At 47.1% G+C, this 20469-nt stretch carries 19 protein-coding genes; 10 read left to right on the top strand and 9 right to left on the bottom strand.

The window, feature by feature from the left end; all coding sequences use genetic code 11:
* Positions 1–13 precede the first annotated feature (13 nt).
* From RN22_RS14305 to RN22_RS25560, 3 genes are all read right to left on the bottom strand, one after another.
* A complete protein-coding gene (locus tag RN22_RS14305) occupies positions 14–964 on the bottom strand; it encodes a TDT family transporter (RefSeq protein WP_046305353.1) in 951 nt (316 codons plus the stop codon).
* A 582-nt stretch (positions 965–1546) separates the two neighbouring features.
* On the bottom strand, positions 1547–1978 hold the full coding sequence (locus RN22_RS14310) for an RNA-binding S4 domain-containing protein (RefSeq protein WP_046305355.1): 432 nt from the start codon (positions 1976–1978) through the stop codon (positions 1547–1549).
* 456 nt (positions 1979–2434) lie between these two features.
* Complete coding sequence (locus RN22_RS25560) at positions 2435–2557, bottom strand: hypothetical protein (RefSeq protein WP_002536038.1); 123 nt, start codon at positions 2555–2557, stop codon at positions 2435–2437.
* A gap of 211 nt (positions 2558–2768) precedes the next feature.
* On the opposite strand from RN22_RS25560, the gene RN22_RS14315 reads away from it, so the two are divergent.
* From RN22_RS14315 to RN22_RS14340, 6 genes are all read left to right on the top strand, one after another.
* The gene (locus RN22_RS14315; RefSeq protein ID WP_002536037.1) at positions 2769–3068 is read left to right on the top strand and encodes a hypothetical protein; all 300 of its coding nucleotides are present in this window, start codon (positions 2769–2771) and stop codon (positions 3066–3068) included.
* Positions 3069–3191: 123 nt separating this feature from the next.
* Positions 3192–3965, top strand: coding sequence for a molybdate ABC transporter substrate-binding protein (modA, locus tag RN22_RS14320; protein WP_046305401.1), 774 nt, complete (start codon positions 3192–3194; stop codon positions 3963–3965).
* Complete coding sequence (gene modB, locus RN22_RS14325; protein WP_002536033.1) at positions 3965–4657, top strand: molybdate ABC transporter permease subunit; 693 nt, start codon at positions 3965–3967, stop codon at positions 4655–4657. The genes modA and modB overlap by 1 nt, the downstream gene beginning before the upstream one ends.
* Positions 4654–5760: a molybdenum ABC transporter ATP-binding protein ModC gene (modC, locus tag RN22_RS14330; RefSeq protein ID WP_046305357.1), complete on the top strand. Its 1107-nt coding sequence runs from the start codon at positions 4654–4656 to the stop codon at positions 5758–5760. The genes modB and modC overlap by 4 nt, the downstream gene beginning before the upstream one ends.
* Positions 5761–6009: 249 nt before the next feature.
* Positions 6010–6444, top strand: coding sequence for a hypothetical protein (locus tag RN22_RS14335; protein WP_046305358.1), 435 nt, complete (start codon positions 6010–6012; stop codon positions 6442–6444).
* A gap of 272 nt (positions 6445–6716) precedes the next feature.
* Positions 6717–8252 carry a BCCT family transporter gene (locus RN22_RS14340; RefSeq protein WP_046305359.1) on the top strand — a complete coding sequence of 512 codons (1536 nt, stop codon included), beginning with the start codon at positions 6717–6719 and terminating at the stop codon, positions 8250–8252.
* An 18-nt stretch (positions 8253–8270) separates the two neighbouring features.
* On the opposite strand, the gene RN22_RS14345 is transcribed toward RN22_RS14340, so the two are convergent.
* From RN22_RS14345 to RN22_RS14360, 4 genes are read right to left on the bottom strand one after another with little or no spacing between them, the layout of a single operon-like run.
* The gene (locus RN22_RS14345; RefSeq protein WP_046305360.1) at positions 8271–8879 is read right to left on the bottom strand and encodes an NTP transferase domain-containing protein; all 609 of its coding nucleotides are present in this window, start codon (positions 8877–8879) and stop codon (positions 8271–8273) included.
* A 2-nt stretch (positions 8880–8881) separates the two neighbouring features.
* A complete protein-coding gene (locus tag RN22_RS14350; RefSeq protein ID WP_046305361.1) occupies positions 8882–9904 on the bottom strand; it encodes an XdhC family protein in 1023 nt (340 codons plus the stop codon).
* Positions 9905–9928: 24 nt separating this feature from the next.
* Positions 9929–12133 (bottom strand): xanthine dehydrogenase family protein molybdopterin-binding subunit, encoded by a 2205-nt coding sequence (locus RN22_RS14355; RefSeq protein WP_046305362.1) that lies wholly within the window; start codon positions 12131–12133, stop codon positions 9929–9931.
* Positions 12134–12137: 4 nt separating this feature from the next.
* Entirely contained in the window at positions 12138–12602 is a 465-nt protein-coding gene (locus RN22_RS14360; protein WP_046305363.1) for a (2Fe-2S)-binding protein, read from the bottom strand.
* 256 nt (positions 12603–12858) lie between these two features.
* Between RN22_RS14360 and RN22_RS14365 the strand changes: the two genes are divergently transcribed.
* The gene (locus RN22_RS14365; protein ID WP_231590901.1) at positions 12859–13716 is read left to right on the top strand and encodes an AraC family transcriptional regulator; all 858 of its coding nucleotides are present in this window, start codon (positions 12859–12861) and stop codon (positions 13714–13716) included.
* Between the two features lie 64 nt (positions 13717–13780).
* Here RN22_RS14365 and RN22_RS14370 read toward each other — a convergent pair whose 3' ends face one another.
* Positions 13781–14332, bottom strand: a complete 552-nt coding sequence (locus RN22_RS14370; protein ID WP_046305367.1) for a hypothetical protein — start codon at positions 14330–14332, stop codon at positions 13781–13783.
* A 199-nt stretch (positions 14333–14531) separates the two neighbouring features.
* On the opposite strand from RN22_RS14370, the gene RN22_RS14375 reads away from it, so the two are divergent.
* From RN22_RS14375 to RN22_RS14385, 3 genes are all read left to right on the top strand, one after another.
* A complete protein-coding gene (locus RN22_RS14375; protein WP_046305403.1) occupies positions 14532–16001 on the top strand; it encodes a cobyric acid synthase in 1470 nt (489 codons plus the stop codon).
* 173 nt (positions 16002–16174) lie between these two features.
* Positions 16175–17239, top strand: coding sequence for a 3-deoxy-7-phosphoheptulonate synthase AroG (gene aroG, locus RN22_RS14380; protein WP_002536012.1), 1065 nt, complete (start codon positions 16175–16177; stop codon positions 17237–17239).
* A 399-nt stretch (positions 17240–17638) separates the two neighbouring features.
* Complete coding sequence (locus tag RN22_RS14385) at positions 17639–19090, top strand: MFS transporter (protein WP_046305369.1); 1452 nt, start codon at positions 17639–17641, stop codon at positions 19088–19090.
* A 67-nt stretch (positions 19091–19157) separates the two neighbouring features.
* On the opposite strand, the gene RN22_RS14390 is transcribed toward RN22_RS14385, so the two are convergent.
* A complete protein-coding gene (locus RN22_RS14390) occupies positions 19158–20306 on the bottom strand; it encodes an amidohydrolase (protein ID WP_046305371.1) in 1149 nt (382 codons plus the stop codon).
* Positions 20307–20469: the final 163 nt, after the last annotated feature.

Raw genomic sequence — 20469 nt, forward strand, 5'->3', positions numbered from 1 at the left:
ATATCTGGGCTCTTTACTTTCCGAACCCATAGTGTCGGCAATAGCAAAAACTGACCCAGCTCACGAGAAGCGTCGCGACTGTCAGTTCGACCAGACCTAGTCGTTCAAGCCATGTCCAGTGAGGGAAGTCTTTTCCCAACCAGAGAATCAATCGCTCCATGGCGACGGCGCTGATAACGGAAGGGAAGGTCAGTGCTGCGAGCGTTGGCTGGAAGGGCTCTTTGAGTAGGTCGATATAGCAGAGATAGACGAACAGGGTCATCATAATACCCACTCCCGCCAAGGCGCCAGCCAAAACAGGATCAGGGGATGGCATGTTCACCAAATACGCGGTGAGCGCAAGGTTCACTGGTGCTGCCATGATTGCCAGTACCGGGCGGGAGTTCCTCGGTAAACTTTCCAAAAAGCAAAGCCGATAAAGCACAAATGGCAACATGCAGAAATACGCGCCGATACAAATGTGGGCCAGCAGGGCAGATTCGTTATCAAACCCCAGTTTTGGACCTGCCAATGTGCTGCTGATTAACCCGACTGGATATAGGAACCAACTCGGGTAGATGTTGCACTTCTCAAAGTTCTTCAACTGGTGAAAGAAGAAATAACACATCATGAAGATGTGCATCGTCATCGCCGGATACCAGACAACCGCTGCCACGCTGACATTCACTTCCGCCAGAAAATCTGCCATTAACAATAGCGACATGGTCATGGGCGCCATTAAGCTACCGTAAAGCGGGTCTCGGAGATCCTGGAAGAAACGCTTTGGCTCAAAGATATATTTGAGCCAAACAGGAGCAATCAACAAAATGCCGATTGTCGAAAGAATGGGGCGGGTGAGATGTCCAGTTATTGGGTGGTAGAGAGACCATGCGACACCTAGCCCAAAAAATGCCATCGCAAGGGAAGACTGGGCGGTAGGTATAAATCGAAATGGGGAGTGGAAAGCCGTCAATCTAACATCCATGAGCTAACTGCAGAGTGGGCATTATACGCCTGCTGATTTATGGTTGTGAGTGCGTTAGCGAAATTTCTTTATTAATTTCAGACAATAGGGGCAGCGAATTTCTGGAAATATCGTTCAGGCCTTGTGTGGCAAGGGTTTAAAGCATAATTCCTGCCGAAAAATCACCCCAAAAGACTGATATTGTCGAAAGCGGAAACCTGATCACAATCACAGAAATGCAATCTAGCCCCTTCGTCAAGGTTACCTATAATCAAATTGCACCCAGAAATTTAGACGAATGAGGATGAGCTTTGAAGCTCGAGTCCGCCGGGCAAAAGAGTGCTGGCGACGAGTTTGGGTCGCATAACAATTTGGACTGTTACACCAGTGTAGAAATACACCAAAACTGAAAAAGTCCTTACACACCACATAGCCCATGAGATGCAAATGCACGAGGCACGGTAGCTCAACGTAGTGAGCAATGTGAGGCACGCTATATCTACGACAACACCACAGTATTCGATTTTCAACCTTTAGAGTTAAGCAAAAAGCCACCGTTTAGGTGGCTTTTCTTCGTGTGGCATTTCTTTGTGAAGTCAGGATTCAGAAAGAAATGCTTCGTCTACCATTTTCCGCGCGCTCTTCGTTTTGAGGCTTCGCTTTTCCTTTTGCTGGTTTTGTTGGCTTTGCCGTTTGCTTTTTAGCGGTTTGCTTCTGTGCTTTTGGCTTTTGAATTGCCTGTTGTGGTTGCTGCTGTTTAGGCTTTTTCTGCTTTGGTTCAACCGGCGCAGGTGGCGTGTCACAAAGCACCACGTAAAACTCTTCGTTAAACGCAATCACGTCGCCATCATAGATTTTGCAACGTTTACGGGTTTCTACTTCGCCGTTCACGAAGACATAGCCTTCAGCGATCGCCATTTTGGCTTCACCACCACCGCTAACGGCGTTGGCGATTTTTAATACTTTATAAAGTTCTACTGGCTGGGAAGAGACTTCAATACCTAGCGCTTCTACTTCAATTTCTTCGTGCGACATGTTCGCTACTCATTTCTTTGTAATTTGCTCGCTGGGAGTTTAGCGTAAGATTCGATACCTGTGCACTCTGAAACGCACGAATGACGTGGTATTGATAGAATTAATGATACTTTATTCAGGTGAGCTGCTGTAGTGCAGAACTGTGACCTGAACGTCATGCACACGTTCGGAATCTCTTGAAACTTGAAAAGGGATGTAATAAAAATACTTTCGTTGTGACAAGTTCTGGAATTTTTTTCAATTTCCACTGTCATATCATTAGCTTCATCCTGCATCTACGAATGAATCTTTCATTCTTAAGAAGTGTGCTCCTTGAGGTAAACGAATAAGGGGAGACAGCCAATAAGTTGGCAAATGCAGATGAAGTGTATTTTAAACACTCAGGAATGTAATGCGTGCGCACTTTCGTTCAAGAAGGTCGGCTCATTTTAACCTGATTAAAAAAAGAGGTGTTCTCTATGAGTAATAAAGCAAGACGCCTGTGGTTTTACCATCAAAGTAAAACGCAAAAGACGCGTCCATCAAAACTGCGTTAATCGCAAAGATACCAGAAACGCCATTCGGCGTTTCTGGTTCCAAAATCTCCTCCCAAAATTCTCTCTATCCCGATTACACCCTCGCTTTATTGATACTTGCACAGAAAAAGTGGGGCAACTGTCAGAAAATTCTATTTAAAATCAGTATCCCAACCCGATGCTGGCTACACTTTAACCATGCCTGCTGATATACAAAAATAACGATTTAATCAGGACGCAACACAACAACTAACACGGATGTCGGGAGAGAAAAAATGAATGTATTGTCTTGGGAGAATATCTCCAAGTTAGCCGGACATACCGTTCAACTGATCGATGGTGCAGAAAACGAATACGATGTGTTGGTTGAGGCCGTCAATGAAGGCGAAGGCAATGGCACGACGAAAAATGACCGTCTTGTTGAGAACTTCACCATGGTACTGGTTGGCCCTGATGAAACTGAATTTCCTCAAGGGAATTATCTGATTTCCCACCACTCAATGGGACAGCAAATTCTTTATATGATGCAAGCTGGTAACAATCGCTACACCATCACTATTAACACCGAGGCGTAAAGGCTTACGCCTCTTTTGTACGCTTACTCGCCAAGTAAGTTGTTGTCTCTCGTATTGAATTCCCGTCTTGATAGATTCGTTGTTATGATACTGCCTTTCTGTCTTCAATTTACCAGAGGCGGTATGCAACGCATTCTTCTCAGTTTTCTCTCGCTCACTCTGCTGTTGTCTTCTCCGGCCTTCGCCCGCGAAGAGGTCTTGGTATTTGCGGCTTCTTCAATGACAACAGCGCTGAATGACATTGTTGATCAATACGAGCTTGAAACAGGAAAGAAGGTGGTTGTTTCTTATGCTTCTTCTTCAGCACTTGCAAGGCAGCTGGCCTATGGTGCACCAGCAGATATCTATATTTCGGCGAATGAAAAGTGGATGGCTTATGTCGTTGAGCAAGGCGTGATTGAACCCAGTGCGGTAATGCCTTGGGTAAGAAACCAATTGGTTATCGTGGCAGGACGTGATGGTAAAACCCTCGATGGCCTCAATCAGCAAGATCTTGTTGCTGCCATCGGTAATAGTCGGCTGGCGATGTCTGACCCTGGTCATGTGCCTGCGGGTATCTATGCCAAAGAATCTCTTGAAACCTTGGGGTTTTGGGGGAGCGTGAAAAGTAAATTGGCATTATCAAACAGCGTTAGAGCCACACTAGCGCTGGTGGAGCGTGGTGAGGCGCCGCTTGGTATTGTGTATTTTTCTGATGCTAATGCTTCTTCGCAGGTGAAAATTGCCGCTGAGATTCCTGCCAACACGCACGCGCCTATCGTATTCCCTAAAGCGCTAACGAAAGAAGCAAACGCAGAGGCTGAGGCCTTCTTTCGTTTTTTAGATTCAGATGCGGCGACGAAAATTGTCACCAACAATGGCTTTGTGGTGACGCCAAAACAGAGCAATGATCACTAATGTTACTCACACCTGTTGAATGGGAAGCGCTGACACTCAGCCTGAAAATATCGTTTGTCGCTGTGGCAGCAAGTTTGCCATTAGGCATCGCGATGGCTTGGTTATTGGCAAGAAAAGAGTTTGCAGGGAAATCTCTGTTAGATGGCTTTATCCACCTGCCTTTGGTGCTGCCACCTGTCGTGATTGGCTACTTGCTATTGGTTGTGATGGGGCGTCGTGGCGCGGTGGGAAGTTGGTTGTATGACACCTTTGGCATTTCTTTTTCGTTCAGTTGGAAAGGCGCTGCATTAGCGTCTGCTGTGGTGGCATTTCCACTATTGGTGCGCGCTGTCAGGCTCTCCATCGAACTCGTGGATAGCAAGCTTGAACAAGCTGCACGAACCTTGGGGGCATCTCCCTGGCGTGTGTTTTTCACCATTACGTTGCCACTAATAGCACCGGGTATTCTCTCTGGTGTGGTGTTGGCTTTTGCCCGTAGCTTGGGTGAATTTGGCGCAACCATTACATTCGTTTCGAATATTCCCGGTGAAACCCAAACCATTCCTCTTGCGATGTTTGCCTTCTTAGAAACACCTGGTGCGGAAGAAAGCGTGGCACGTCTTTGCATCCTTTCTATTGTGATTGCGTTACTGTCGCTGTTTGGCTCTGAATGGCTGAGCCGTCGAATGAAAAAGAAGATGGGGCTGTCATGATTACGCTGTCGCTAAACGTTGATCACAAGCCTTTCCAGCTTAGGGTGAATGAAACGATCCCTTCATCGGGTATTACCGCGGTGTTTGGTCGTTCCGGCGCGGGTAAAACGTCACTCATCAATGCTATCAGTGGCTTGGTTAAACCTGAATACGGACAAATAGCGCTTGGGGATAAAGTGCTGTTCGATAGCGCTGCCAAAATTGACCTCGCGCCCGAGCGAAGACGTATCGGTTATGTGTTTCAAGAAGCGCGTCTGTTCCCTCACATGTCGGTCGAGAAGAACCTCAAATACGGTCAGCCAAAGGAAAACCGCGCTAAGTTTGAAGAAGTCACCGAGTTGTTGGGGATTGAACACTTACTGAAAAGGCATCCCGCCGTGCTATCTGGTGGCGAGAAACAGCGCGTGGCGATAGGGCGGGCGCTTTTGTCTGAACCTGAACTGTTGATCATGGATGAGCCGACAGCTTCTCTGGACGGGCCGCGTCGGCAAGAATTGATTCAGTATTTACTTCGGTTGGCGGTTTCTTTAAATATTCCTGTGCTCTACGTTAGTCACAGTTTGGATGAAATCCTTCAGATTGCAGACAATATGCTGATCTTGAATGAAGGTCAGGTTGTTGCCAATGGACCGCTTCATGATGTTTGGGGCTCAGCGCCAATGCGCCCTTGGCTTTCAGCGAAAGAACAGAGTGCTCTTGTCAGCGCGAAGCTGGTAGGGCATCACGCTAAATATGGGATGGCTCAATTGGACTTGGAAGGAGAAACCATTTGGGTGACTAAGGTTGATGATGCGGAAGGTGCTTTGCTTCGCCTTCGGATTTTTGCCAATGACATTTCTATAGTGAAATCCCGCCCTGTCGATACCAGTATCCGAAATGTATTGCCCGCTATCGTCGAAGACGTGTGTGTTTCCGAGTGCGAAGAGAATGCCTCGGGATATTGTCAGGTCGCGTTACGAATTGGTAACCAAAGATTACTGGCAAATATAACCCAATGGGCAGTCGATGATCTTCAGTTATCACAAGGCGATACAGTCTATGCGCAGCTAAAGGGCGTGAGCGTCACCAAAGGCGATTTGGCATACCAGCACAAGAATTTTTAATAATTTCTATGCCGTTTCTATCGCAAATTGAAGTAGAATTCCTCAGTGTTTGCCGTATACCGTGTGACATTCGCTAACCGCATTTTTTGCTGTTAAACGATAAGGTGTACGAATGAAACGCACTGGGAGGGCGACTTGTATCATGCGTCGCAAAAATACCTCCTAAAAACAAGCAACAGCATAATTTTCACGAGCAGATTAGATACTCTCGTTGAGTAGATGGCTCGTGATGAGTAGTAGGAGAGATAAATGTTTGCATGGCTAACCGGCCTGTTTAAGAAAGAAAAGCTCAAGTCGACGGATTGGGTTAAGAAGCTCATGCAAGCGAATCGTTCTGGTAGCTACGGAAAATATAGCGAGTACTATGACAAGCATGTGACCCGTATCCATCAGTCTTATAACAAAGACTTTCAGCGATTCGAACGCTTTGCTATTCAAAGCTACAAGAAGGACGACCAGCGTGCGTTTATTGCGATTAAGACCGCGATGTATGCGCACAAGCTTAACCAGATCAAAGTTGCGGCGTGTCTGACGGCATCTGTCATCAATTACAACAAGATGCTGCTGGAAGGAAAGAAGGTGCAGATTCACCCTAGGTTGGTGCGCGCAGCCACCTCGCTTCATAAACAAATTATTGAAGCTCACGCGAGCTCAAAGAAGAAAAAGACCAAAGAAAAAGCCTGAGAAATCAGGCTTTTTTGTATGCTGTTCCCAAGCGCCCACCTTATCGGCTCATCAGGAATCGTTAGAGAGCTAGGTTTTTATCTTCCCTTTCAACAGGTGTGAAAAACGCTACGGGTTGATTAATCAGCATAAATACAATGAGTTAAAATATATCTGAATTTTTTTGTCCAGGGAACCAATGTAACTGAAAGCTTAGTGATCAAATAAAAGTGATGGATATCACAATATGGTTTTGCTAAGGTGTCGCCCCTCACGCACAATGTGAGAGCACAATGACTTTTACTTCTCTTTTTAAGGCTGAGAAGCTGGTGTCGACACTGACCATTAGCTTTTTCGCACTGTTCCTCTTTGCGGCCATCTATGACATGTCGCTCTTCTCTCAAACCATCAACCAAATATTCGGGATAGCGGCAAATGAATTCGGCGTTTTCTGGCAATGGCTGATGGTGGCAAACCTCGCTTTAGCTTTGGTAATTGCTGTTTCTCCATTTGGTAAGCTGAAACTTGGCGCTCAACAAAAACCGGATATCAGCGCGTTTCGCTGGATCTCGATGATCATGTGTACCTTATTAGCTGGCGGTGGTGTATTTTGGTCAGCCGCAGAGCCGGTGTATCACTTCCTTTCGCCTTCTCCCTCCTATTCTGGCATTGAACAGCACACCGAAGCCGCAGCGACTGCAGCCCTGAGTCAGAGCTTTCTTCATTGGGGATTTCTCGCTTGGGCGGTTTTAGGCACCTTGGCCACAATCGTTCTCATGCATGCCCACTACGAAAAGGGACTGAAGCTAAGACCCCGTGCATTGCTATATCCCCTGTTTGGCGAGCGTTTCGAAAAGCATTGGTTCGGTGCCGTCGTAGATGCTTGTTCTATTGTCGGTGTGGCAGCAGGAACCATTGGTCCCATCGGTTTTTTGGCGAGCCAATTGGGTTTCAGTATTGAAGCTTTATTTGGTATCGAAAATACCATGAGCACACAAGTGATGATTCTCATGGCGGTCGTAGCGATTTACTCGCTGTCTGCCTTTACGGGAATGGATAAGGGACTTCAGTGGCTTTCTAAACTCAATGTGCTTGGCGCGTTGGCTTTGCTTCTATTTGTGTTGGTATTGGGGCCGACCTCTTTCATCTTCGGTTCGTTTGTCACTGCATTCGGTAGTTATCTAGAGCATTTTTCTTCAATGAGTCTAGATACCGAAAAAGCAGCTTGGATGACCAACTGGACGTGGTTTTTCTGGGGATGGTTCATTGGCTTTGCGCCCATGATGGCGATTTTCATTGCCAAAATATCTCGTGGGAGAAGCATTCGCGTATTGATCTTAGCCGTTGCCGTGGGCTCACCGATTGTCACTAACTTCTGGTTCACTGCGCTGGGTGGCACGGGGATTTTCTTTGAGTTGACCAATCCGGGGGCGATATCCGGCCCAATGGCGGGGGCGGGATTAACCGGTGTGCTGATCGCGACGCTTCAACAACTCCCTCTTCAATTTATATTGGTACCTGCATTTCTGATACTCACCACGACCTTTGTGGCAACAACGGGCGATTCCATGGCGTATTCCATTGCTGTTGTTACGTCAGAACACGCGACACCATCTAAGCATCAAAGACTGTTTTGGGCGGTAATGTTGGGTGTGGTTGCTGCCGTATTGCTAACAGCCGGAAACGGAGGCTTAGCCGCATTGCAGTCATTTATCGTGATTACAGCAGTGCCAGTGTCGTTGTTGATAGCCACGACACTGATTTCTGCGCCAGTGGCTTTGAAAAATATGTCTGCGACTAAGTCACGGACTCAAGAGGCGTTGGCCTGATTAACGCGCATGGCGTCGTTACCAAAGCGACGCCATGTGATTCAGGTAATGAATATAGTTATCTAGGTCTTCCTGAGTGTCGATATCTATGTTGCATTGATCAATAGCAACCACATTCACCACATGCTTGCCATTGTTTAGAAGATGTTTTGCGCCCGCGTCGCCTTTCAACGTTTTGAGCTCTTCAAACATGGTTTTCGATGCAATCGCTGGCACACCCACTGTATCGTGATACTGGCAACAAACTGCGTCGTTAATGTGTTCAATAAAGACTTTCCAAAGCAGTTCGACATTATCACTGCTTACAGCTGGTTGGTCGGCAAGCATAAATAGAATGGCGTCATAGTCGTTCTCAAGCTTCTCCGTCACCGAAGATATAACGCTGCCAATCCCTTCTTTCCAGCAGTCGATATATAAGATTTCTGCTGGCCAATCGTTGTCTTTGCAGGCTGCTTCGAGTTCTTTATGCCAGAACCCTGTTGTGATGAATATGTCCTGAGTAACAGGAACTGCTGCGTTGATAGGGAAGCTGATGAGCGGAGAGCCATTGATTTCAGCCAGCGCTTTGCATTCGCGAAAACGTGAAGCGCGGCCAGCAGCAAGGATCACTGCGGCAAGTTTTATCATTCTTATACTATTCCACTGAAAGATTTGGCGTTTGAATCGTTAAGAGCCGCCATACATTCTGACAGGATAGAAAGTCCAATCCCTTCTGGCAATGCTGCACCCAGTTGCAACCCTGCTGGTCCTGCAAGTTTGCACGGTAATTGTGATTCCTGTAACTCTGCGGTTTGCAGAACGTCTTCTTTTCTATGTGTTGGGCCAAGTAGGGCAAGATAACGTAGACGCGTACCCATGAGCGATTTCAACACGGAGGCGTCGAGAGAAACACTGTGCGTCATTACTACTGCAGCATCGACATGCTTTTCGTTGCAGAAATACCCCAAGGTCTCTGCTTCTTCTCGCAGGATGTGATGCGCGGTTTGAAAGTAATCGCGTCTTGCATTTGCTGGGCGGGGGTCCCAAAGCGTGACGCGCCAACCTAATTGATGAGCAAGGGAGACTATCGGCCTGGCATCAAACCCTCCACCACAAACGAGAAGGTGAATAGGGGGTTGAATGAAGGTTTTTAGCCAGCGCTGATCACCTTCATTAAGTCGTTCACCAATGGTGTTTTTATCAGCCTCTAGCTGGTGAATCTTCTCTGAGGGGATATAGTTCGCTTCTATTTCAGCGCCATTCGTGACGATACGCTGATAGTAGAAGCCGGATCTTCTTTGCTCCAACTGAGCGCGAATAACATCGAGGCTTAAGTAGCTGTTACCCTTGTGGATTGGCTGCAGCATGATATGAACGGTGCCGCCACAGCCAATACCAAGTTGAAAAGATAAGTCGTCTTCATCTTGACTGTCATAAGTCAACGTGCAGGCTTCACCTGTCATCATCACCTTTTTAGCATGGCGTTGGATGTCTGATTCCAGACATCCTCCGCTAAGCATACCGAGTTGTTGACCCAAGCTACTGAAAAGCATCATTGCACCGGCTTTTCGGTAACAAGGTCCTTCCGTTTCATAAACAGTACCGAGTACCCACTCGGCATTGTCTCTCTCCGGATACCACTCGTTCAGCAAGTAATGTAGGTGGTTTGCCATTATCCTTCCTTGATGACGTTGAGATTAAGACAGCTTCATTGGCAGATCGTGTAATCGCTGGCCAGTTGCAGCAAACACGGCGTTTGCGACAGCGGGGGCAATAGGTGGTGTGCCAGGTTCCCCGACACCGGTTGGTGCTTCGGCTGACGGTACTATGTGTACCTCAATCTCTGGCATCTGCATTTCTCTCAGTACCAGATAGTCATGGAAATTGGACTGTACTGTTGCGCCATCCTGCAGTGTTATTTCGCTGACAAGCGCAGGTGACAGACCAAAGCCAATACCGCCTTGCATCTGGGTTTTGATGATGTCCGGGTTGATGGCCACACCACAATCAACGGCACAAACGACCTTATCGACAGTGATTTGGCCATTTTCGACGGTGACTTCGACAACCTGAGCAACAAAGGTGCGGAATGACTCATGAACGGCAACGCCGCGGCCTTTACCTTTTGGTAGAGGTTTACCCCAGTCTGACTTTTCAACGGCCAAATTCAGAGCGCCAAGATGGCGCGGGTGGTTCTTAAGCAAAGCACGGCGTAGTTCGACCGGATCTTTCCCGGCTTTTTGTGCCAGTTCATCAAAGAAGGTTTCGGTTGAAAATGCGGTGTGCGTATGTCCCACAGATCGCCACCACAAAACGGGTACGGGTTGCTGAACGGTATGCAACTCAACGGCTAAGTTGGGAATGGCATAAGGCAAAGTGGAAGCGCCTTCAACAGAAGATGAGTCAACACCATCTTTCACCATGAAGTCCTCAAATGCGGTACCTGCGGCGATAGATTGCCCAACAATACGTTGTTCCCATGCAGTGATGTTGCCTTCATCGTCGACGGCACCACGGATTTTGTGAATGTACATTGGGCGGTAATAACCCGCGCGCATGTCATCTTCACGCGTCCAGACCAATTTGACTGGCACACCCGGTTGCGTTTTGGCAATCATTGTCGCTTCAACAACGTAATCTGCTTGTGGGTTGGCTCGACGTCCGAAACTGCCCCCTGCAAACAAGGTGTTGATGGTCACATTCTCTGGCTTGATACCAAGGACGGTAGCAACAGCAAACTGATCGATCGTTTGAATCTGCGCGCCGTACCAAAGCTCAGCTTTGCCATCGCCAACCAAAACCACACAGTTCATGGGTTCCATTGGTGAATGGGAAAGGTAGGGGAAATAGTAAGTGGCTTCGACAATGTTTTCGGCGCTTTCGAGAGCTTTACTGGCTTCACCATCGTTGCGGGCCGGAAGGCCGGGCGTTTGGGCAAGTGCCGTATATTCCGTTTTCAGCTGTTCAGTGTTCTTTGTGAACGCAGAGCGATCCCACTCAATCGCCAATTTGTCGCGCCCTGTTTTTGCGCTCCAGAAGTCTTTTGCTACAACCGCAATACCTGTCGGGATCTGCACAACATCGACAACGCCGGGAGACTTTTTCGCAGCGGTGGCATCAAACGAAACGACTTTTGCACCAAATGCCGGTGGATGAGCTACTAACGCGGTCAGCATGCCTTCCAGTTGAACGTCCTGTGTGAAGGTCGCAGTGCCGTTACTTTTGCCTTTATCTTTTCGGGCAGTTCCCGTTTTACCGATGATGGTGAATTGCTCGGGCGTTTTTAGGGTTACCTGATCATCTGCAGGAACAGACTGTAATGCTGCGAGCTCAGCCATCTCACCATAAGTGGCTGACTTGCCAGTACCAGAATGTGAGAGCGTGCTGTTGCTTGTCATGATTTCTGCAGCAGGGACTTCCCACACTTTGGCGGCAGCGTTCACCAGCATAGATTTGGCTTTGGCGCCAGCCATGCGGAGCTGCATGAATGAGTTTGCGATAGCAGTACTGCCGCCTGTACCTTGCACTGGGCCAAACAGCAGGTTGTTATATTCGTAGGCATTTGCTGGAGCTGCCTCTGTGGTGACTTTGCTCCAATCTGCATCGAGTTCGTCGGAAGCAATGGTTGCCAAGCCTGTCGTCACGCCTTGGCCCATGTCCAAGTGTTTAATCATGATGGTGACTGTGTCATCTGAACCGACGCGCACAAATGCGTTGGGTTCAAAAGGCTTACCTGCTGTTTCATTGGCACCGGCTGCAACAGAAGGAAGATGAACGCCTAAGGTTAATCCAGCACCGGCTGTCGACATGAGCTTAATGAAGTTACGGCGGCTGGTTCCGACCTGTTTAGTATTTTTGAAGAAAGCCTCTTCAGGCACATAACCGTTCAGAAAATCGCGCATGGTTCTATCCCTGTCTCAGTTCAGTGGCTGCTTGCTTGATTGCTTCTCGAATACGGACATAGGTTGCACAGCGGCAGATGTTTCCGTTCATGGCTGCATCAATGTCTGCGTCGGTAGGGGATGGATTGCTGGCAAGTAATGCGCTGGCAGCCATGATCTGGCCTGATTGGCAATACCCACATTGCGGCACCTGAATTTCTTCCCATGCGGCTTGAATGGCTTTGGAGGCCTTTGACTCAATACCTTCAATGGTGGTGATTTTCTGGCCTGCAACGGCAGATACTGGGGTGACACAAGAACGAATGGGTTGACCACCCATATGAACAGTACACGCGCCACATTGTGCGAGACCGCACCCGAACTTAGTGCCTGTTAAGTTGAGGTTGTCACGAATAGCCCAGAGTAATGGGGTGTCTGCAGGTACATCGAGCTCAAGATCCTGTCCGTTGATATTCACGGATACGCTCATGGTAGTCTCCTTTCGTACATAGAACGGCAGCGTATTTGGCTTTAACACACGCAACTGTGGTCACTAGCCTTTATTTACTATGTATTCTATTTAAGGCTAATGTTATCGAGATGTTCCAGAACTCTTGCCTATTACTCCGGAATTTATTACGAGTATCATTCTAAATGCTTATTTAGTGTCATAATCCTACGGTCGTGTAGACAATGTTTAGCAAAAGGTTAATAAAATGGAGTTTGTCTCATCGCTTGCAAAGCAAGTGTTTGAAAAAGTGAAGGGTGAGTGTGGTCAACCGAGTGAAATAGAGGGTTTAAAGCTGTATGCGAGCTTGGAGAAGGTTGATCTGATGCCGATAGTGCTCCAGCCTTCAATTTGTTTTGTGTTGCAAGCAGAAAAGCACGTCTCCACAGGAAAGCAAACCTTTGTCTACAGTGAAGATACCTACTTAATCAACTCTGTTACGCGGCCCGTAGAAGCAAGCCTTTTAGATGTTAGCCAAGAGAGGCCTTATGTGGGTTTCAGTCTGGCGATAGACCAGCAAATGGTCGGCCAATTGATGATGGAAATGTCGCCTTGGCAGCAGGAAACCTCTTCACTACCGCAGCGCGACTTTACTCAGTCGACCAAAATGACCCCGGCCATTGAAAACGTGGTGGTTCGATTGTTGGGTTTGCTGGATAACCCAATGGATCGCGACATTTTAGCGCCTTCAATATTTAGAGAACTTTACTACGAAGTATTGAAAGGGCCTGGTGGTGGATTGCTACGCAATTGCGTGAGTAACCATGCGGGAGCCAACCGTATTGCGCCGGTTGTTCATTACATTGAGCAGAACTTTGAAAGAAATTTGGCGATTGAAGAGATAGCGAGCGTAGCGGGAATGAGCGCGTCAACTCTTCATGAGCATTTTAAGCAGGTTACGACAGTTTCGCCGATGCAGTATGTGAAATCACTCAGGCTGCATAAAGCCAGATCACTTCTTTCTTCAGGGTATCAAGTAGCGGAGGTTTGCTATGAAGTGGGATACAGCAGTCCGTCTCAATTCAGCCGCGAGTTTAAGCGCTATTTTGGTTTTACGCCAAGCGAAGCACGCTCTTTGGTTACAACCATTGAATAATTGCAATCTAGTTCTAAACAAAGAGCGGGCTCCAAGCCCGCTTTGAATTGATTTGATATTTGGGTCAGAAGTTGAACAATACGTCGAAGTAGAACTGTTCTTTGTACAAGCCGTTTGCTCGATAGGTTGCGCCCAAAGATAAGATGTCGGTTGAATGAAAACGTCCGCCCAACTCTACTACTGAACGGGTGTCGTCCGAGTCAAAAGCAACTTGTCCAACCAAGAGATTTGCTTCAATTTGAGGGAGAATCCAAGCCTTGACGCCGACATTCACGCCGTACGCCAATTCTCCCCAATCGTGCTTGTCATCTTCGGGAAACTTAACGGAATAAATCCTCGCATCGCCATGCACATCTACAAATCCATTAATCGGCGCGTGAAAACCAGCCCCACCAGACACTAACCAATCACCTTCAAACTGGCTGCTTGCATTGACAATAAAATGCGCTCCATCCATGAAGGCAAGCCTGCCTGTGCCAGCGAGTCCCGAAGGGTTTGATGTAAAACCGACTTCCAAATTGGTGTAGTTAAAATTGGTCGCCATTGCGGCTGATGAAGTCAGAGTTATTGCAGTTACCATTGCTTTGATAGCAAATGACTTTCTTAAATTTTTCACAGCATTCCTTGCGGCTAAGGTTTGTTGCAACATGTCACTGAGTGTATGGCTACCTGTGCGAAAACTTTAGTGACCATTCGAATAACTTTGACAAGGGTTGCAAAGAATTTGCAGCTAGACGATGGCGCTAGCATTTTTTTGCAATGACTATGATATCTTTGCTGCTCAAGTCAAAGTTTCATATCTTTCGGATTCCTTCATGTTATCTACTTCTAAAGTCCTCATGGTTCAGGGCACAACGTCCGATGCTGGAAAAAGTGTCATTGTCGCGGGCCTATGCCGCGTGCTTGCCCGTCGAGGCGTGAAAGTGGCCCCGTTTAAGCCACAGAATATGGCGCTTAACAGTGCAGTGACAAAAGATGGAGGCGAGATTGGGCGTGCGCAGGCGTTTCAGGCGATTGCTTGTGGTATTGAGCCAACGGTACATATGAACCCTATTTTGTTGAAGCCAAGTACTGATTGCGCCGCACAGGTTATCGTTCAGGGAAAGGCCGTTGATGCCATGGATACGATTGGATTCCAATCTTACAAAGCATTTGCGATGACGCCTGTGTTGGACTCTTTTTCCAAGCTCAGCTCAGAATTTGAGTGTGTGTTGATTGAAGGCGCGGGCAGCCCAGCCGAGGTTAACCTGCGTGAAAACGACATCGCGAACATGGGCTTTGCAGAGGAGGCAGATGTTCCGGTAATTATCGTGGCCGATATCGACCGCGGTGGCGTGTTTGCTCATCTTGTAGGTACCCTGGATTGTTTGTCTCAATCGGAACGTGATCGTGTAGTTGGTTTTGTGATCAATCGTTTTCGAGGTGATGTGAGTCTTCTAGAGCCGGGACTTGAATGGCTTGAGGAGATAACAGGAAAGCCTGTTATTGGTGTAGTGCCTTATCTACAGGGCTTGATGCTTGATGCAGAAGACGCAATAGACACCAAACAGGACGAACTCGATTCCAGCGGTAGCATTCTCAACGTTGCGGTGCCTGTCCTCCCACGTATTAGCAATCACACAGACTTCGATGCACTGCGAGCTCATCCACAGGTTAACTTGGAATATGTGGCGCCGGGAAAACCACTTCCTTCGTGTGATTTGATTGTACTGCCGGGCAGTAAAAGTGTGATTTCAGACTTAACCAGCCTTAGAGAGTTTGGTTGGGATAAACAAATTCAAAAACACTTGAGATATGGCGGTAAAGTCGTTGGTATTTGTGGTGGTTATCAGATGCTAGGAAAACACATTTCAGACCCATTGGGGCTGGAAGGTCACAAGTTGGAAACAAAAGGACTTGGTTACCTTGATGCAAAGACTGTAATTGAAAATGAAAAAGTGCTTACTCAAAAATCGGGACATCTTCACCTCAATGGAAAGGTGAGTCCAATCACGGGCTACGAGATCCATATGGGTGTGACCACATCAAAAGGTGTGAGCCCTGTCGTCTGTGAAGAGGGTGATGATGGTCTGATCAACTCAGATAACAATATCTTCGGAACATACTGGCATGGGTTGTTTGATCAACCAGAGGCACTCAAGATCATTCTTGAATGGGCTGGGCTGGAAGATGCTAAAGGTATTGATTTAGAAAAAGAAAAACAACACAGTCTAGACGTGCTGGCGGACACGCTTGAAGAGTATCTGGATTTGGGTCTCTTGTTCCCAAACACCGTTGAAAACTGACCGCTAGCACATGAAACATATTAGTCAATGTTTAAGTGGTATAAAAATATTATAAAAAGCGTAAAAATAGGTTTGCACTCTTATTGGAATGGCGATAAGTTAACTACAAATAAGTAGGGAATACGCACTCCATCAAAGATGGTGGGTGTGAAGAATGTAGCAAGGGTGAATGAATGAGCTTCCATCAAACAGACGATGTCCGAATTAGTAAAATCAAAGAACTACTGCCACCGGTAGCGGTGCTGGAGAAGTTTCCTGCAACTGAAACAGCGTCTGAAACAGTGTTTAACGCTCGTCAGGCTATCCATAACATTCTGAATGACACAGACGATCGCCTTCTCGTCATCATTGGTCCTTGTTCGATTCACGATCCTGAAGCCGCGGTTGAATACGGTAAAAAGCTAAAAGTGCTGCGTGACCAACTAAGCGACAGATTGGAAATCGTGATGCGCGTTTACTTTGAAAAACCGCGTACCACTGTTGGCTGGAAAGGCCTGATCAACGACCCGTACTTGGATAACAGCTTTAAACTGAATGATGGTCTGCGTATTGGACGAAAACTGCTGCTGGACATCACTGACATGGGATTGCCAACGGCAGGTGAGTTCCTCGATATGATTACGCCACAGTACATGGGCGATTTGATCAGCTGGGGTGCGATTGGTGCACGTACGACGGAGTCTCAGGTTCACCGTGAGCTGGCCTCGGGTTTGTCTTGTCCTGTTGGCTTCAAGAATGGCACTGACGGTAACATCAAGATTGCTACCGATGCGATTCGCTCAGCAGAGTCGCCTCACCATTTCCTTTCAGTGACGAAGTTTGGTCACTCGGCAATTGTTGAAACGGCGGGGAACGAGGATTGCCACATTATTCTTCGTGGCGGTAAAGAGCCGAACTATTCCGCAGAGCACGTTGCAGCTATCACTGAGCAGTTGGATGCGGCAAAACTTCGCAATAAGTTGATGATTGACTTCAGCCATGCGAATAGCAGTAAACAATACCAGCGTCAGGTGGTTGTAGGTGAAGATGTTGCAAACCAAATCGCAGGCGGAAATGACGCTATCTTCGGTGTGATGATTGAAAGCCACCTTGTGGAAGGTCGCCAGGATTTGGTTGACGGTAAAGCGCCGACCTATGGTCAGAGCATTACAGATGCATGTATTGGCTGGGAAGACACCGAGAAAGTGTTAAATATTCTGGCAGATGCAGTTCAAGAACGACGCGCCAGTAAACGATAAGCGCTGTTAGCTCCACTTCATTTAAAGCCGCCAAGTTTTGTGACTTCGGCGGCTTTTATTTTGTCTTTTTGTTGCTGTTAACGCCTCTTCTAAACTAACCATTCTCGAATACAAAATCTCCTTAATAAGACTTGTTACTTTATTTTTCATAAAAAATCGCTTGCTATCAGCGGAACCAAAAAATAGGGCGATTCACGACAAATTCAGTACATAATCGTGCAATCAAACTGTAATTAAACGCCTTTCCGGCAGCATTTCTTATTCCCACTATTTGCAGCCAAAGAAAGCGCTTTCAAAATGTGGTTTTGGAGATATATATCGTATGAGCTCGATTTGCTGTGTTTTAGCATTGCTAGGTAATATTCCAACACGGTATTCACATATGGTTAACATTTTGCTATGTCACAACAAGTAGAAACAACAGCAGGTGAGCTTCACGACGCTAGGGAAAGCGTTCCAGTCATTCAGAAAGGGGCTTATGGTGCAGGTACGCTGACGCTTAACCTCCTCCCTGGTGCTTTGGGTGTTTTCTCCTTCTTCCTTATTACCGCATTCGGCATGGACCCTTTCCTGGCAGGTCTGTTAGGTGGTCTTCCAAGGCTGTTTGATGCTATTACAGACCCCATAATGGGTTTTATCACTGATAACACCAAATCACGTTGGGGTAGACGACGTCCTTATATTGTCGTTGGTGCAATATTGAGTGGCGTGTTCTTTGCCATGCTATGGCAACTCGATCCTGAAGCGTCACAAGAGTATAACTTCTGGTATTTCCTCATTTTCTCTTTGATCTTCACCATTGGTAACACTATGTTCGCAACGCCGTTTGTTGGTTTGGGTTATGAAATGACCTCTGATTACAACGAACGCACCCGTCTGATGGCTTTTGCAAATACCATGGGTCAGGTAGCTTGGATGATTGTGCCTTGGTTTTGGGTATTGATTGCTGACCCTGACCTGTTCAGCAGTCAGGCTGAAGGTGTTCAACAACTGTCACTGTTTGTAGCGGGCGCATGTATTACCTTGGGCATTCTACCGGGTCTGTTTTGTAAAGGTATCGATGCTTCAGACATGGGTAACCGTGCAGAGATTTCCTTTAAAACCATTTTCTCTAACCTGAAGGAAGTCTTTAAAGGTATTAAGCAAGTCTTTAGAAACAAGCCTTTTGTCCGCCTTTGTGGCGCGACCTTCTTGGTATTTAATGGCTTCCAGCTTGTTGCATCTTTCAGCTTCTTCATCATCGTATTCCACATGTTTGGCGGTGATTACGGTGCAACGGGTACATGGCCAGCATGGTTCTCAACCGTTAGTGCGATTGTGACTGCATTTCTGGTTATTCCTGTAATCTCATGGATGGCGAGCAAATGGGGCAAGCGCAACGCATTTGTTATCTCTACCGCGATTTCCATTGTGGGTTACGGTCTGAAGTGGTGGGGCTTTGACCCAAGCAACCCTTGGATGATCTTTATGCCAATTCCATTGATGTCTTTTGGTATCGGTGGCCTGTTTACTCTGATGATGAGCATGACGGCTGACGTATGTGATATGGATGAGTTGGATAACGGCATGCCACGTAAAGAGGGAACGTTTGGTGCTATTTACTGGCTGATGGTTAAGATCGGTCAAGCGCTAGCACTTATCCTTGGTGGTCTTGTGTTGAAAGTGGTTGGCTTCGATCCAGGCGCAGGCGCGCAGTCTGTTGAAACCATCACCAACCTGCGTCTTGCAGATATCATCATTCCTGCAACTACGGCATTCCTGGCGATTCTGGTTATGTGGAAATATGACCTGACTGAAGAGAAAGCACGTGCAATCAAACAAAAACTGATTGAGCTGCGCGGCGAACTGTAATTCTCATCATGAATGAACTAAGCGAGGCTTTGGCCTCGCTTTTTCGTTTTGGGAGCATAAAAAAATACTACATAGCGTGAATAAAATCTTGTGATTTCAATCCGTTCATATCCCGAATGATTTGCTCAAAGATTTTACTGGAGACATCGATCAAGGCATCCGGGAAGTCATAGTGAGGATCGTGCAGTGGTGGATGCTCAACGCCGCTTCCAAGGCCGAAAAATGCTGATGGCCAGGTTCGGGAATATTCTGAAAAATCTTCAGACCACCTCATTGGCACATCGAGGTCGTTGTGAACAAACCCCAGATCTTTACATGCCTGTTTAAGAAGCATGTTTGCTTCGCTATGATTGATGATGGCATTGAATTTATCGAACCACTCGATGTTGAGTTCCAGTCCATCCCTTTCTGAATAATGTCTTGCCATGCTTTCAACCTGATAGCAGAGAGATTCAAAACACTTATTGCTGTCGCTTCGAAGCGTTGTCATCACCGTTGCTTGTGCCGGCGTCGTTCCGAAGGCTGGTTGGCCAAGGTTGACATGAACGATGGTCGCAAGCGCAAAGCTGCTTGGAAAAGCAGTTGGCAGATTTTCAATATCATTCATCAGAGCTTTTAAGGCTGGAGTCGGATTGACCGCTGATTCTGGATAGGCTGCATGAGCTGTTTTGCCTTTCAGTGTGATGGAAACTCCGGCAGAGGCGCATGCGAAGGTGTTTTCCCGACATAGGATTTGCCCTAGCGGGTGTCCCGGCACATTGTGATACCCAAAGGCATAATCGACTTTTCCCTTATCCCAGTTTTCATCATCCAGCATGGCTCTGGCTCCTTGGCCATTTTCTTCTGACGGCTGGAAAATAAGGGTGATTTTGCCTTGCTGGATGTCCGATTTGGACAAGCGGTAAGCCAGTGCCATCAAACTGGCCGAATGACCATCATGCCCACAGGCGTGCATGACGCCAGCGTTACCAGAGCAATGACTGTGTAAGGCCACTTCATGAATAGGTAATGCATCAGTATCGGCGCGGAATAAAAGGTGGGGTCCTGGCTGGCAGCTGTCAAGATGTAACACTATCCCATGCCCACCGATACTAACCTGAGGATCGTAGCCAAAGCTTCGCAATGTATCCGCAATCAGTTTTCCAGTTTTGTCTTCAAAACCAGAGAGTTCAGGCATTTTATGTAACTGGTGTCTAAACAGGATAGGATTGAACATGATTCCCCCTACAGCCGGAAATAAGCTCCACACTGTACGCTCTGAAGCACGTGATTTATGTGATCGAAGTCAGATCTGCGAGGGCATGGTGATCAGAGTTGTTATTCGTATCGTTTGTGCTTAATAGGTAAAAAAATGGCAGGTAAAACCTGCCATTTTTCTC

Origin of the sequence: Grimontia sp. AD028, assembly GCF_000973155.1 — a bacterium.
Classification (GTDB): domain Bacteria; phylum Pseudomonadota; class Gammaproteobacteria; order Enterobacterales; family Vibrionaceae; genus Enterovibrio; species Enterovibrio indicus.

Excerpts from the sequence above, each read along its gene's own strand:
- RN22_RS14345 (WP_046305360.1), bottom strand. The coding sequence starts at position 8,879 with ATGATAAAACTTGCCGCAGTGATCCTTGCTGCTGGCCGCGCTTCACGT.
- RN22_RS14360 (WP_046305363.1), bottom strand. The coding sequence starts at position 12,602 with ATGAGCGTATCCGTGAATATCAACGGACAGGATCTTGAGCTCGATGTA.
- modC (WP_046305357.1), top strand. The coding sequence starts at position 4,654 with ATGATTACGCTGTCGCTAAACGTTGATCACAAGCCTTTCCAGCTTAGG.
- RN22_RS14315 (WP_002536037.1), top strand. The coding sequence starts at position 2,769 with ATGAATGTATTGTCTTGGGAGAATATCTCCAAGTTAGCCGGACATACC.
- RN22_RS14375 (WP_046305403.1), top strand. The coding sequence starts at position 14,532 with ATGTTATCTACTTCTAAAGTCCTCATGGTTCAGGGCACAACGTCCGAT.
- RN22_RS14305 (WP_046305353.1), bottom strand. The coding sequence starts at position 964 with ATGGATGTTAGATTGACGGCTTTCCACTCCCCATTTCGATTTATACCT.
- RN22_RS14350 (WP_046305361.1), bottom strand. The coding sequence starts at position 9,904 with ATGGCAAACCACCTACATTACTTGCTGAACGAGTGGTATCCGGAGAGA.
- RN22_RS14385 (WP_046305369.1), top strand. The coding sequence starts at position 17,639 with ATGTCACAACAAGTAGAAACAACAGCAGGTGAGCTTCACGACGCTAGG.
- RN22_RS14390 (WP_046305371.1), bottom strand. The coding sequence starts at position 20,306 with ATGTTCAATCCTATCCTGTTTAGACACCAGTTACATAAAATGCCTGAA.
- RN22_RS14335 (WP_046305358.1), top strand. The coding sequence starts at position 6,010 with ATGTTTGCATGGCTAACCGGCCTGTTTAAGAAAGAAAAGCTCAAGTCG.
- aroG (WP_002536012.1), top strand. The coding sequence starts at position 16,175 with ATGAGCTTCCATCAAACAGACGATGTCCGAATTAGTAAAATCAAAGAA.
- modA (WP_046305401.1), top strand. The coding sequence starts at position 3,192 with ATGCAACGCATTCTTCTCAGTTTTCTCTCGCTCACTCTGCTGTTGTCT.
- RN22_RS14310 (WP_046305355.1), bottom strand. The coding sequence starts at position 1,978 with ATGTCGCACGAAGAAATTGAAGTAGAAGCGCTAGGTATTGAAGTCTCT.
- RN22_RS14340 (WP_046305359.1), top strand. The coding sequence starts at position 6,717 with ATGACTTTTACTTCTCTTTTTAAGGCTGAGAAGCTGGTGTCGACACTG.
- modB (WP_002536033.1), top strand. The coding sequence starts at position 3,965 with ATGTTACTCACACCTGTTGAATGGGAAGCGCTGACACTCAGCCTGAAA.
- RN22_RS14355 (WP_046305362.1), bottom strand. The coding sequence starts at position 12,133 with ATGCGCGATTTTCTGAACGGTTATGTGCCTGAAGAGGCTTTCTTCAAA.